Genomic DNA, 13,779 nt, shown 5'->3' with positions numbered 1-13,779 from the left:
GACGGATCGAAAACAAGGCGCGGAACAAAGCCGACACCCCGCACGTTTGGCCCGGAATTGCAAAAGGACTGCGCTCATGCCCGACATCTATGCCGCCATCAAGGCCGACCACGACCATCACCGGACCCTTCTCGACACGATTTCCGACACGTCGGGCGCATCGGAGGATCGGAAAAAGGCCTGGGATGAATTCTATTACCACGTCAAAAGCCACGCCGCCGCCGAGGAAGAGACGTTTTATTCCAAGCTCATCTCGAAAACCTGGGGCCAGGACGCCGCGCGCCATTCGGTGCACGAGCACCAGCAACTGGACGACCTGATGGAAGAGCTCAACGAGCTTGACATGGCGTCGGGCGGCTGGCTGGAAAAGTTCAAGAAGCTGCGCCACGATTACGAGCACCACATCGAGGAAGAGGAAGACGAGGTCTTTGCCCGCGCCCGCGAGGTCATCCCCGAAAGCGAAATCGCCGGCTACGGCGAACGGTTCGAGGCGCGCAAGGCCGAAGAGCGCAAGCTGGTGGATGAAAAGGTCGAGGACAGCCTCGAGGACTGATAGGGTCGATCCCCTGACAAACGAAAAAGGCCAGACTGCTCAGTCTGGCCTTTGGTTCTTTTCGGCGCTCAGAAGGGCGTGATCCCGTCATTCCTCGGGCATCACCCGCAGACGCAGTTCCATCAGCTGGTCGCTTGTCGGTTCGCTCGGTGCGCCCATCATCAGGTCTTCGGCGCGCTGGTTCATCGGGAACATGATGACCTCGCGGATGTTGGCCTCGTCCGCCAGCAGCATCACGATCCGGTCGATGCCCGCAGCGCAGCCGCCGTGGGGCGGCGCACCAAAGCGGAAGGCGTTGACCATGCCGCCAAAGCGTTTCTTGACCTCGTCGGCGCCGTAGCCGGCGATTTCGAACGCCTTGAACATGATTTCGGGCCGGTGGTTCCGGATCGCGCCGCTGACCAGCTCATAGCCGTTGCAGGCCAGATCGTACTGGAAACCCTTGACGTCGAGCGGATCGCCCTCCAGCGCCTCCATCCCGCCCTGCGGCATGGAAAAGGGGTTGTGTTCGAAATCGATGGCGCCGGTGTCCGCGTCCTTTTCGTAGATCGGGAAATCCACGATCCAGGCAAAGGCGAACCTGTTCTTGTCGGTCAGGCCAAGTTCCTCGCCGATGACGGTGCGGGCCTTGCCCGCGACACCTTCGAACTGCTTGGGCTTGCCGCCCAGGAAGAACGCCGCGTCGCCCACGTCGAGGCCCAGCTGCCGGCGGATCGCCTCGGTCCGCTCGGGGCCGATGTTCTTGGCCAGCGGACCGGCCGCTTCCATACCCTGACCCTGATCCCGCCAAAAAATATAGCCCATGCCCGGCAGACCCTCTTTCTGGGCAAAGGCGTTCATGCGGTCGCAGAACTTGCGCGAGCCACCGCCCGGCGCGGGGATGGCGCGGATTTCTGTGCCGTCCTGCTCCAGCAGCTTGGCGAAGATGGCAAAGCCGGAGCCTGCGAAATGCTCGCTCACCACCTGCATTTTGATCGGGTTGCGCAGGTCGGGCTTGTCGGTGCCGTACCAGAGTGCGGCGTCGCGGTAGGAAATCTGCGGCCAGTCGGCGGCCGGGTCGACCTTGCGCCCGCCGAATTCCTCGAACACGCCCGCGATCACCGGGCTGATCGTGTCGAACACGTCCTGCTGAGTGACGAACGACATTTCCATGTCGAGCTGGTAGAAATCCGTGGGCGAGCGGTCGGCGCGCGGATCCTCGTCGCGGAAACAGGGCGCGATCTGGAAATACTTGTCGTAGCCCGACACCATGATCAGCTGCTTGAACTGCTGCGGCGCCTGCGGCAGCGCGTAGAACTTGCCCGGATGCAGGCGCGAGGGCACGAGGAAGTCGCGCGCGCCTTCGGGCGACGATGCGGTGATGATCGGCGTCTGGTATTCGCGAAAGCCCTTGTCCCACATGCGCTTGCGCAAGGACGCCACCACGTCCGAGCGCAGCTTCATGTTGGTCTGCATCGCCTCGCGGCGCAGGTCGAGGTAGCGGTAGCGCAGGCGCGTTTCCTCGGGGTATTCCTGATCGCCGAAGACGATGAGCGGCAGCTCATCCGACGCGCCCAGCACTTCGATCTCGCGGATGAAGACCTCGATCTCGCCGGTGGGCAGTTTGGGGTTCACCAGCTCGGGGTCGCGCGCCTTCACCTCGCCGTCGATGCGGATGCACCATTCGGAGCGGACCTTTTCCACGTCCGAAAAGGCGGCGCTGTCGGGATCGCAGAGCACCTGGGTGATGCCGTAGTGATCGCGCAGGTCGATGAACAGGATGCCGCCGTGATCGCGGATCCGGTTGACCCATCCCGACAGGCGCACCTTGTCGCCGACATTGGCGGAAGTGAGGTCGGCGCAGGTATGGCTGCGATAGGCGTGCATGGTTGGATCCTCTGGCGGTCAAACGGTCGGCCCGGTACACCCCGTCGCAGCGGCGAAGTCAACCCGCCACGCCGCGTGCCGCCGCTGCGTGGCGCTGGTGAAACGCCATGTCGCGACGGGCCGGAATCGCCATTCGGCCCTTGCGCGCAAGTGCAGCATGCCTATAACCCGCAACAATTTGCCAAACCGCCGTCTGCCTGCCGTCCGCCGCCGGACAAATGAAGAGGTCTGCCATGCCCAAACGCACGGATATCAACTCCATCATGATCATCGGCGCGGGGCCGATCGTGATCGGCCAGGCCTGCGAATTCGACTATTCCGGCGCCCAGGCCTGCAAGGCGCTGCGGGAAGAGGGGTATCGGGTCATCCTCGTGAACTCCAACCCCGCCACGATCATGACCGATCCGGAGCTGGCCGACGCCACCTATATCGAACCGATCACCCCCGAAGTCGTCGCCAAGATCATCGAGAAAGAGCGCCCCGACGCGCTGCTGCCGACGATGGGCGGGCAGACCGGGCTCAACACCTCATTGGCGCTGGAAGAGATGGGCGTGCTCGAGAAATTCGGCGTGCAGATGATCGGGGCCCGGCGCGAGGCCATCGAGATGGCAGAGGACCGCAAGCTGTTTCGCGAGGCGATGGACAGGATCGGGCTGGAAAACCCCAAGGCCACGATCATCACCGCCCCGAAAAAGGAAAACGGCAGCGCCGATCTCAAGGAAGGGGTGCGGCTGGCCATCGAGGCGCTGGAATATGTGGGCCTGCCCGCGATTATCCGCCCGGCCTATACCCTGGGCGGCACCGGCGGCGGCGTGGCCTACAATCGCGAGGATTACGAATTCTACTGCCGCTCGGGCATGGATGCATCGCCGGTCAACCAGATCCTGATCGACGAGTCGCTGCTGGGCTGGAAGGAATTCGAGATGGAGGTGGTGCGCGACAAGGCCGACAACGCCATCATCGTCTGTGCCATCGAAAACGTCGATCCCATGGGCGTGCACACCGGCGATTCCATCACCGTCGCGCCCGCGCTGACGCTGACCGACAAGGAATACCAGATCATGCGCAACGGCTCGATCGCCGTGCTGCGCGAAATCGGTGTGGAAACCGGCGGGTCCAACGTGCAGTGGGCGGTCAACCCCGAAGACGGCCGCATGGTGGTGATCGAGATGAACCCGCGGGTGTCGCGCTCGTCCGCTCTGGCGTCCAAGGCGACGGGTTTCCCGATTGCCAAGATCGCGGCGAAGCTCGCCGTGGGTTACACGCTCGATGAGCTGGACAACGACATCACCAAGGTGACCCCGGCCAGTTTCGAGCCGACCATCGACTACGTCGTGACCAAGATTCCGCGCTTCGCGTTCGAGAAGTTCCCCGGGTCAGAGCCGCACCTTACCACCGCGATGAAATCCGTGGGCGAGGCGATGGCCATCGGCCGTACCATCCACGAGTCGCTGCAAAAGGCGCTGGCGTCGATGGAAACCGGCCTGACCGGGTTCGACGAGATCGCCATTCCGGGGCTTGATGACGGCGACGCCGATCATGCCGCCGTGGTCAAGGCGCTGTCCCAGCAGACCCCCGACCGGCTGCGCGTGATCGCGCAGGCAATGCGGCATGGCCTGACCGATGACGAAATCCAGGCCGTGACCATGTTCGATCCCTGGTTCCTTGCCCGCATCCGCGAGATCATCGAGGCCGAAGAGCGCGTGAAGACCGAAGGGCTTCCCAGCGATGAGGCGGGTCTGCGCGCGCTCAAGATGATGGGCTTTACCGATGCGCGCCTTGCGACGCTGACGGGCCTCTCGGAACAGGATGTGCGCCGCATGCGCCGCGCCGCCGGAGTTGTCGCCAGCTTCAAGCGCATCGACACCTGCGCCGCCGAGTTCGAGGCGCAGACGCCCTACATGTATTCGACCTACGAACATCCGATGATGGGCGAGGTCGAATGCGAGGCACGGCCCAGCGACCGCAAGAAGGTGGTGATCCTGGGCGGTGGCCCCAACCGCATCGGGCAGGGGATCGAATTCGACTACTGCTGCTGTCACGCCTGCTTCGCGCTGACGGACGCTGGGTACGAGACGATCATGGTCAACTGCAACCCCGAGACGGTCAGCACCGATTACGACACGTCCGATCGGCTGTACTTTGAGCCGCTGACCTTTGAGCATGTGATGGAAATCCTGCGGGTCGAGCGGGACAACGGCACCCTGCATGGCGTGATCGTGCAGTTCGGCGGGCAGACGCCGCTCAAGATCGCGCAGGAGCTGCATGACGAGGGCATCCCGATCCTGGGCACCAGCCCCGATGCCATCGACCTGGCCGAGGACCGCGAGCGGTTCCAGGCGCTGGTCAACAAGCTGGGCCTCAAGCAGCCCAAGAATGGCATTGCCGCGACCGATCAGGCCGCGCTCGACATCGCCGAAAGCATCGGGTTCCCGCTGGTGATCCGCCCCTCCTATGTTCTGGGGGGCCGCGCGATGGAGATCGTGCGGGATATGGCGCATCTCAAACGCTACATCCGCGATGCGGTGGTGGTGTCGGGCAAAAGCCCGGTCCTGCTTGACAGCTATCTGTCCGGCGCGGTCGAACTGGATGTCGACGCGCTGTGTGACGGGACGGACGTACACGTCGCGGGCATCATGCAGCACATCGAAGAGGCCGGCGTGCATTCCGGCGACAGTGCCTGTTCGCTGCCGCCCTATTCGCTGTCGCCCGAGATTCTGGACGAGATCAAGGCCCAGACCCGCGCGCTGGCTCTGGGGCTGAACGTCGTCGGGCTGATGAACGTGCAATTCGCCATCAAGGACGACGAGGTTTACCTGATCGAGGTCAACCCCCGCGCCTCGCGCACCGTGCCCTTCGTGGCCAAGGCGACCGACAGCGCCATCGCCTCCATCGCCGCGCGGATCATGGCCGGAGAGCCGCTGTCGAACTTCCCGATGCGCGCCGCCTACCCAGAGAATGCCGATTACGACACCACCCTGCCGCTGGCCGATCCGATGACGCTGGCCGATCCGAACATGCCGTGGTTCTCGGTCAAGGAGGCGGTGCTGCCGTTCGCCCGCTTCCCCGGCGTTGACACGATCCTGGGCCCGGAAATGCGGTCTACCGGTGAGGTCATGGGCTGGGACAGGTCCTTCCCGCGCGCCTTCCTCAAGGCGCAGATGGGCGCGGGCACGGTGCTGCCGCACAGCGGCGCGGTGTTCTTTTCGATCAAGGACGAGGACAAGACCCCGCAGCTGGTCGAGACCGGGACGATCCTGCGCGATCTGGGCTTTTCCATCGTCGCGACCGCAGGCACTGCTGATTTCCTTGAGGAACACGGCATCCCCTGCACCCGCGTCAAGAAGGTCTACGAGGGCCGCCCGAACGTGGTCGACCTGATGAAGGATGGCGGCATCCAGCTGGTGATGAACACCACCGAAGGGGCGGCGGCCATCGAGGACAGCCGCGAAATCCGCTCCGTCGCGCTCTATGACAAGATCCCGTACTTCACCACCGCCGCAGGCTCCCACGCCGCCGCGCTGGCGATGAAGGCGCGCGAAGAGGGCGAGCTGGTGGTGAAGTCGCTGCAGGGTTGATCCGCAATTTCGACATGTATGTAACCGGACAGCTCATTGTTTCAGCGGCTGCCCTTCCGACTAAGCTGGCGTAGAGTTGTGTAGTTTTGGCCTTAGATTTACCATTGAGTAATCTGCTAGAGCGTCTACCTTTAGTATGATATTGCGTGCTGATGGTGCAGAAGGGAAGTAATGCCACTGGATTTCAATATCTTAGGTCAAGGAATTTACTCGCCCAGACAAGCAGCGCGACTGATTGGAGGCAAACCTCAAGACGTGTTGAGATGGACTCGAGGTTCCGGCTCATCTGAGCCCCTCTGGAATGCTTACTATCAAGCTTTGGAGGACGCGACCGAGTTGAGTTTCTCTGATGTTGTAGAACTGCGGGTCGTCAAGTCTTTCCGTGACGCTGGTATATCTCTTCAGGCGATTCGATACGCAATCTCTTTTGCTCAGAGGCAATATGGTGTCGAGCGTCCGCTCTCGACCCTTCGTTTCAAAACAGATGGCCGTGAAATTTTACACGAAGCGCTGGAGTTGGACGGTCAGATGGTCAGTTTATCCAAAAAACGTCCTGGTCAAAAAGTGTTTACAGAGATCATTAAGCAATCTCTGAGCGGCCTTGAATACGAGGATGGTAACGCCGCAAGATGGCGGCCTGCACAGGCGAAACATGTGGTCATAGATCCGGGTCGACAGTTCGGCTCACCAATGGTCGATGAATTTGGAATATCAACAGCAGTTCTTTTCGACGAATTTGAAGAGTTCAAGGACATGGCATATCTGTCTAGAATTTATGAGATTCCAAATTCTGTGATCTTGGATGCGGTCCGGTACGAGCAAAATCTCGATAAAACCGGTGCATATGGTTAAGGTTCTTTTTGACCACAACATGCCGCCAATTATTGCGCGAAGTTTGAACGTCCTTGTTTCAGAGGATGGTCATGAGGCGGTGGCGCTAAGAGACAAGTTTAGCATTGGAATTCCGGACATCGAATATTTTTCGGAACTAGGAAAGGAAGGCGGGTGGGTAGTGATATCAAAAGACTTGGCCAACGCCAAGCGCCGACCAGAAAGAAAAGTCATACTGAACTCCGGTGTTATCGCCTTTTATCTCGCAAAAACTGTTCAGAAACAAAAAATTAATGAGCAGGCGGCAACGATCCTCTGGCAATGGGACAAGATTGTTGTTCAGAGGCTCAACAACAAGAACGGGCTTTTTCTACTGCCAGTGAACAAAGGCACTCAGTTTACAAGCATCTAGCCCTCTCCACATCCCCGCGTACCTCTGCTACACCGCCCACAAATGACCCCAACGGGCGGAGCATGTCATGACCATCCCCAAGCCAGTCGTTCTGACCATTCTCGACGGATGGGGGCTCAATCCCGACAAATCCGCCAATGCCCCGGCGCTGGCCGACACGCCGACGATGGACCGGCTGATGGCCACCTGTCCCCATGCGACGCTGATCACCCACGGCCCGGATGTCGGCCTGCCGACCGGGCAGATGGGCAATTCCGAGGTCGGGCACACCAATATCGGCGCCGGGCGGATCGTGGCGATGGACCTGGGCCAGATCGACCTGGCCATCGAGGATGGATCGTTTTTCGAGAACGCCGAGATCCTGAAATTCATCGACACCCTGAAAGACAGCGGCGGTGCGGCGCATGTCATGGGCCTTGTTTCGGACGGCGGTGTGCACGGGCACATCAGCCATATCAAAGCCGCCGTGCAGATGATCGCCAAAGCCGGTGTGCCGGTGGTCCTGCATGCCATCACCGACGGGCGCGACGTGGCCCCCGACAGCGCCAAGGGTTTTGTTAAGGACCTGACCGACTGGACCGAAACGCTGGAGGATGCCGCCCCCGTGCGGATCGCGACCGTGATCGGGCGCTACTACGCCATGGACCGCGACACCCGTTGGGAACGGGTCGAGACCGCTTATGACGCGATGATCCAGGGTCAGGGCAAGACGGCCGGCAGCGCGGTCGAGGCGGTTCGGCAAAGCTATGACGCGGGCAAGAAAGATGAATTCATCCCCGCGACGGTGATCGGCGACTACGCGGGCGTGGCCGAGGGAGACGGGTTTTTCTGCCTCAACTTCCGCGCCGACCGGGCGCGCGAAATCCTGTCGGCCATCGGCGATCCGGCGTTCGACGGGTTCGCAAGGGACAAGCCCGACCTTGCCGCGATGCTGGGGATGGTCGAATATTCCGAGGCGCACAACGCCTATCTGTCCACCGCCTACCCGAAGAAGAAGATCGTCAACACGCTGGGCGCCTGGGTCGCTGCGCAGGGCAAGACGCAGTTCCGCCTGGCCGAGACCGAGAAATATCCGCATGTCACGTTTTTCCTCAACGGCGGCAAGGAAACCCCCGAACCGGATGAAGACCGCTTCATGCCGAAATCCCCCAAGGTCGCGACCTATGACATGCAGCCCGAAATGTCGGCAGCCGAGGTGACGCAGAAATTCGTCGCGGCGATCGAGCATGGCTATGATCTGATCGTGACCAACTTTGCCAACCCCGACATGGTCGGTCACACCGGCGACCTGGATGCGGCGATCAAGGCCTGCGAGGCGGTGGATCAGGGCCTGGGACAGGTGGTTGCCGCGCTTAAGAAATCCGGCGGCGCGATGATCGTGACAGCCGATCACGGCAATTGCGAAACCATGGTCGATCCCGAAACCGGGGGGCCGCATACTGCGCATACCACCAACCCGGTGCCGGTGGTGCTGTTTGGCGGGCCCGAGGGCGCGGCGCTGCGCGACGGACGGCTGGCCGATCTTGCGCCGACGCTGCTTGCCCTGATGGGCCTGCCGCAGCCGGAGGAGATGACCGGGAGAAGCCTGATCCAGTGATGCGCGGCCTTTCCCTTTGCCTGGCGCTCATGGCGCTGCCTGCATCCGCGCAGGACGCGGCGGATGCCGCGCGGCTGGCCGCGCGCCAGATCGAAGAGGCGGCGCTGAGCCTCGATGCCGCGCAAAGCGCCCGCGACCGCGTCGCCGCGCTGACCAGCACCGTGCGCGCTTACGAGGCGGGGTTGAGCGCGATGCGCGACGGCCTGCGCGATGCGGCGATCCGGGAAACCGAGCTCAGCACCCAGCTCGCTGCCCGCGACACCGAGGTCGCGCAGCTTCTGGGCGTGTTGCAGGGCATCGGACGCTCCGCCTCGCCCGAAACGCTGCTGCATCCCTCGGGGCCCGTGGGCACCGCGCGCACCGGTATGCTGGTCGCCGCGGTCACGCCTGGGCTGGCCGACCGCGCCGCAATCCTGCGCGCCGATCTCGAGGAGGTGACGACCCTGCGGCAGCTTCAGCAGGACGCGGTGCAGACGCTGCAGGATGGTCTGCGCGGCGTGCAGGAGGCGCGCACCGGCCTCAGCCAGGCGCTGGCCGACCGCACCGATCTGCCCCGCCGCTTTACCGAGGATCCGGTGCGCACCGCGATCCTGATCGCCGCCACCGAAACGCTGCAGGGCTTTGCCAGCGGGCTGAGCGAGATCACCACCGACGAGATCGCCGATCCGCTGCCCGAGATTGACGATCTCAAGGGGCAGGTGCCGCTGCCGGTCGCGGGGCAGGTGCTGCGCACCGCGGGTCAGGCCGACGCCGCCGGTGTGGCGCGGCCGGGCATCGTGATGGCCACCCCGGCCAAGGCTCTGGTGACCACGCCCACGGCGGCGACGATTCGCTACCGCGGTCCGCTGCTCGACTACGGCGTCGTGGTCATCCTCGAGCCGCAGGCCGATCTCTTGTTCGTTCTAGCCGGGCTTGATACCGCTTACGGCGAGATCGGGCAGGTGCTGCCCGCCGGATCGCCCGTCGGGCTGATGGGCGGGGAGGAGCCGGAGACCGGTGACATCGTGTCACCTGTCCGTGAAAGGGGTGGAAGTCGCCGCCCCGAAACGCTCTATATAGAAGTGAGGCAGGGCGATGCGCCCGTCGATCCGCTGACGTGGTTCGCAACCGACAAGGGATGAGACCGAGATGAAGAAATTCGTAATGGCCGCGCTGGGCGGCACGCTGGCCGGTGTGGTGGCGACAACCCAATTCGTCGGACCTCTGCTGGCGCAGGAATCCGCCCGCTCGACCAGCGTCTATGAACAGCTTGATCTGTTCGGCGACATCTTCGAACGCATCCGCGCGCAATATGTCGAAGAGGTGGACGAGGCCGAACTGGTCGAGGCCGCGATCAACGGCATGCTGACCTCTCTCGATCCGCATTCCAGCTACCTGTCGCCGGACGACGCGCAGAACATGCGCGTCCAGACCCGCGGCGAATTCGGCGGGCTGGGAATCGAGGTTACGCAGGAAGAGGGGTTCGTCAAGGTCGTGTCGCCCATCGACGGCACCCCGGCGGACGAGGCCGGCATAGAAGCGGGCGATTTCATCACCCATGTGGACGGCGAATCGGTTCTGGGCCTCAACCTCGACGAAGCGGTCGACCTGATGCGCGGTCCCGTCGGGTCCGAGATCATCATCACCGTCGTGCGCGAAGACATGCCCGAACCCTTTGACGTGTCGATCATCCGCGACACGATCAAGCTCACCGCCGTGCGGACCCGCACCGAAGGCGACACCGTCGTGCTGCGCGTCACCACCTTCAACGACCAGACCTTCCCCAACCTTGAGGAAGGGCTTGCCGAACAGGTCGAAGCAGCGGGTGGCATCGACAAGGTCAACGGCTTCGTGCTGGATCTGCGCAACAACCCCGGCGGTCTGCTGACCCAGGCGATCCGGGTGTCGGACGCCTTCCTCGAAAAGGGCGAAATCGTCTCGACCCGGGGCCGCAATCCGGTGGACGGCGACCGCTACAACGCCACCGAGGGCGATCTTGCCGAAGGCAAGCCCATCGTTGTGCTGATCAACGGCGGGTCAGCCTCGGCCTCGGAAATCGTCGCGGGCGCGCTGCAGGATCACCGCCGCGCCATCGTGGTGGGCACGAAATCCTTCGGCAAGGGGTCGGTGCAGACCGTCATGCCGCTGCGCGGGGATGGCGCCATGCGCCTGACAACGGCGCGGTATTATACGCCGTCGGGCCGGTCGATCCAGGCGCTGGGCGTGTCGCCCGACATCGTCGTCGAACAGCCCCGCGTGACACCCAACGAGGAAGAGGACGAAGAAGGCACGACCCGCGCCACAAGGTCCGAGGCCGACCTGCGCGGACGTCTGAACAACGACAGCCTGACCGAGGACGAGATCCGCCAGATCGAAGAGGACCGCGAAAAGGCCGAGGCCGCCGCGGCCCTGCGCGAAGAGGATTATCAGCTGGCCTATGCCATCGACATCCTCAAGGGCCTGTCCGCCTTGGGACCCAACGACTGAGCAACGTCGCTGCCGGGGTGGGTCGCCGCCCCGGCAGCCGTTTTCCTCTAGGAAAACGGACCGGAAAATTCGAATTTTCCGGCACTCCCGATGAGAGGCCCGGCATGACACCCGAAGACATCGCCAAACTGCCCTATCGCCCTTGCGTCGGCGTGATGCTGACGAATGCCGACGGCGACGTCTTCGTCGGTCAGCGCATCGACACTCAAAGCCCAGCCTGGCAGATGCCGCAGGGCGGTGTGGACACCGGAGAAGACCCGCAAGAGGCCGCGCTGCGCGAGCTTTGGGAAGAAACCGGCGTGTCCCGCGATCTGGTCACGATCGAGGCTGAAACGCCTGACTGGATTCCCTACGACCTGCCGCACGATCTTGTCCCGCGCATCTGGAAGGGCCGGTATCGCGGGCAGGAGCAGAAGTGGTTCCTGATGCGCTTTCACGGCGGCGATACCCAGGTCAACATCGCCACCGACCACCCCGAGTTTTCGGAATGGCGCTGGCTGCCCGCATCCGAACTGGTGGAACATATCGTGCCGTTCAAACGCGAGGTTTACACCCGCGTGCTCGACTGCTTCGGCGACCGGCTGTGATCCGGCTGGCGGCTGTGCTGTCGCTGCTGGCGGGGGGCGCGCAGGCGCTGTCCTGCATGGCCCCGGATGTTGCGCGGGATTACCTGACCGCCGATGCCGCGCCCGAGCCCTATTTCGTCATGCTGGGCACACTGCAGTTCGATCCCGCCCTGCTGCCGGTCCGTGACGGGCAGGGAAGGGGCGCCGCAAACGCGACCGACATCCCCGCGCGCCTGACCGGGCGCAGTCTGACCACGGACGGCTTTACCAGGGATGTGTCGCGCGACGTCACGTTGCGTGTGCTGTGCCTGGGGCCTTGGTGCGCCGGGGCAGAGTCGGGAACCCGCTACCTTGCCTTTCTGCGCCAGGATGGCGACCGGCTGATCGCCGAGGCGAACCCCTGCGGCGGCATGCTTTACGTCAAGCCGACGGTCCAACAGCTCAAGGCCGTGCGGGCCTGCGCCAAGGGCGATTGCACCCCCGCCGCCCCGCACCGCTAGGCTCAGCGCAGTTTTTTCAGCACCGCCAGAGACGGATAGCCATCCGGGGCCAGCCCTGCCGTGCGCTGATAGTTGCGCAGCGCCTTGATGCTGTTTGGCCCGATGCGCCCGTCGATGCCCCCGGTGCCAAAGCCGCGCGCCGTCAGCAGTCGCTGCAGTTCCTTGCGTTCCGCACGGGTCAGGGCGCGGTCGCCGCGGGGCCAGTCGGCCTGGATCGGCGCACCGCCCTTGATCCGGTCGCTCAGATGCCCGACGCCGATCACATAGGCATCGGCGGCGTTGTAGCGTTCGATCACCCGAAAATTCTTGAAGATCAGAAACGCCGCCCCTTCGGCCCCCGCAGGCAGCAGGACCGAGGCCGCGCCGTAATCCCGCACCGCACCGCCATTCATGTCCACCACGCCCAGTCGCGCCCATTCGCTGGGCATCCGCGTGGTCTGGCGGTTGGCGCTGGCATAATCGAACCCGTCGGGCAGCCGCACCTCGACCCCCCAGGGCATGCCCTTGACCCAGCCGAACCGCGCCAGATAGGCGGCGGTCGACGCCAGCGCGTCGGTCGGATCGTCCGACCAGATGTCGCGCCGCCCGTCGCTGGTGAAATCCACCGCGAGATCAAGGTAAGAGGTCGGGATGAACTGCGTGTGCCCCATCGCGCCGGCCCAGCTACCGGTCATGCGGGCGGGGGTGGTGTCGCCGTTCTGCAGGATTTCCAGCGCCGCGATCAGCTGTTTTTCAAAAAACGCACCGCGCCGCCCGTCATGGGCCAGCGTGGCCAGAGATCCGATCAGGGGCTTGCTGCCGCGATAGGCCCCATAGGCGCTTTCCATGCCCCAGATCGCCAGTACGACCTCCTTGTCGACGCCATAGCGCGCCTCGATCCGGTTCAGTATATCGCGATGCTCGGCCAGTTTCGTGCGGCCATTCTCGATCCGCTTGTCCGAGGCGGCAGAGTCGAGATAGTCCCAGATCGTCTTGGTGAATTCTGACTGGTTGCGGTCCCTGGCGATCACCTCGGGGTCATAGCGGGCATGGCGAAAGGCGCTGTCAAGGACGCTTTCGCGAATGCCCTGGCGTGCGGCCCGGGTGCGGAAATCGCGAATCCAGCGCTCGAACCCGGCCTGGGTGGCCGCATCGACAGGGGCGATTTGCGGTGTCTCGGGGCGGGACATCGGCCGTGTGCCTTGGTCGGGGACCGTGGCGGGCGCCGCGGCGGCGATTTCGATGCTCGCGGCCTCGGTCGTGGGCCGCAGCAGGGGGCGCAGCGACGTATCCACCGCTGCCGCCCCGCTGGTCACGGGCACGAGGCCGATGGCCAGAGCCCCGAATATCTTGCGCGTCTTCATATGCTCACCTGCTGCTTTGCAGCCTCGTCTTGTTTTGATCCAAGGATAGCGCAGATCGCGAGCTTTG

General features: G+C 63.5%; 11 protein-coding genes. 9 read left to right on the top strand and 2 right to left on the bottom strand.

What is annotated here, in order from left to right:
• The first annotated feature begins 76 nt into the window (after positions 1 to 76).
• Positions 77 to 553 carry a hemerythrin domain-containing protein gene (locus tag ACOXXX_RS14675; RefSeq protein ID WP_422827352.1) on the top strand — a complete coding sequence of 159 codons (477 nt, stop codon included), beginning with the start codon at positions 77 to 79 and terminating at the stop codon, positions 551 to 553.
• An 87-nt stretch (positions 554 to 640) separates the two neighbouring features.
• On the opposite strand, the gene aspS is transcribed toward ACOXXX_RS14675, so the two are convergent.
• Positions 641 to 2,419, bottom strand: coding sequence for an aspartate--tRNA ligase (gene aspS / locus ACOXXX_RS14670; RefSeq protein ID WP_422827351.1), 1,779 nt, complete (start codon positions 2,417 to 2,419; stop codon positions 641 to 643).
• 233 nt (positions 2,420 to 2,652) lie between these two features.
• Between aspS and carB the strand changes: the two genes are divergently transcribed.
• The 8 genes from carB to ACOXXX_RS14630 all read left to right on the top strand — a co-directional run bounded on the left by carB (position 2,653) and on the right by ACOXXX_RS14630 (position 12,369).
• A complete protein-coding gene (carB, locus tag ACOXXX_RS14665) occupies positions 2,653 to 5,997 on the top strand; it encodes a carbamoyl-phosphate synthase large subunit (RefSeq protein ID WP_422827350.1) in 3,345 nt (1,114 codons plus the stop codon).
• A gap of 171 nt (positions 5,998 to 6,168) precedes the next feature.
• Complete coding sequence (locus ACOXXX_RS14660) at positions 6,169 to 6,849, top strand: hypothetical protein (protein ID WP_422827349.1); 681 nt, start codon at positions 6,169 to 6,171, stop codon at positions 6,847 to 6,849.
• Complete coding sequence (locus tag ACOXXX_RS14655; RefSeq protein ID WP_422827348.1) at positions 6,842 to 7,240, top strand: hypothetical protein; 399 nt, start codon at positions 6,842 to 6,844, stop codon at positions 7,238 to 7,240. The genes ACOXXX_RS14660 and ACOXXX_RS14655 overlap by 8 nt, the downstream gene beginning before the upstream one ends.
• A gap of 67 nt (positions 7,241 to 7,307) precedes the next feature.
• Positions 7,308 to 8,837, top strand: a complete 1,530-nt coding sequence (gene gpmI, locus ACOXXX_RS14650) for a 2,3-bisphosphoglycerate-independent phosphoglycerate mutase (RefSeq protein ID WP_422827347.1) — start codon at positions 7,308 to 7,310, stop codon at positions 8,835 to 8,837.
• The gene (locus ACOXXX_RS14645) at positions 8,837 to 9,958 is read left to right on the top strand and encodes a murein hydrolase activator EnvC family protein (protein ID WP_422827346.1); all 1,122 of its coding nucleotides are present in this window, start codon (positions 8,837 to 8,839) and stop codon (positions 9,956 to 9,958) included. The genes gpmI and ACOXXX_RS14645 overlap by 1 nt, the downstream gene beginning before the upstream one ends.
• A gap of 7 nt (positions 9,959 to 9,965) precedes the next feature.
• Positions 9,966 to 11,303, top strand: coding sequence for a S41 family peptidase (locus ACOXXX_RS14640; RefSeq protein WP_422827345.1), 1,338 nt, complete (start codon positions 9,966 to 9,968; stop codon positions 11,301 to 11,303).
• Positions 11,304 to 11,407: 104 nt separating this feature from the next.
• Positions 11,408 to 11,890, top strand: a complete 483-nt coding sequence (locus ACOXXX_RS14635) for an RNA pyrophosphohydrolase (protein WP_422827344.1) — start codon at positions 11,408 to 11,410, stop codon at positions 11,888 to 11,890.
• The gene (locus tag ACOXXX_RS14630; RefSeq protein ID WP_422827343.1) at positions 11,887 to 12,369 is read left to right on the top strand and encodes a hypothetical protein; all 483 of its coding nucleotides are present in this window, start codon (positions 11,887 to 11,889) and stop codon (positions 12,367 to 12,369) included. Before ACOXXX_RS14635 ends, ACOXXX_RS14630 begins: the two co-directional genes overlap by 4 nt.
• A gap of 2 nt (positions 12,370 to 12,371) precedes the next feature.
• Here ACOXXX_RS14630 and ACOXXX_RS14625 read toward each other — a convergent pair whose 3' ends face one another.
• Positions 12,372 to 13,712, bottom strand: a complete 1,341-nt coding sequence (locus ACOXXX_RS14625) for a lytic murein transglycosylase (RefSeq protein WP_422827342.1) — start codon at positions 13,710 to 13,712, stop codon at positions 12,372 to 12,374.
• Between the last annotated feature and the right edge of the window lie 67 nt (positions 13,713 to 13,779).

Source organism: Thalassococcus sp. BH17M4-6 (assembly GCF_049323015.1).
In the GTDB taxonomy this organism is placed as follows: domain Bacteria; phylum Pseudomonadota; class Alphaproteobacteria; order Rhodobacterales; family Rhodobacteraceae; genus Puniceibacterium.
This window is presented reverse-complemented; position numbering and strand designations above follow the sequence as displayed.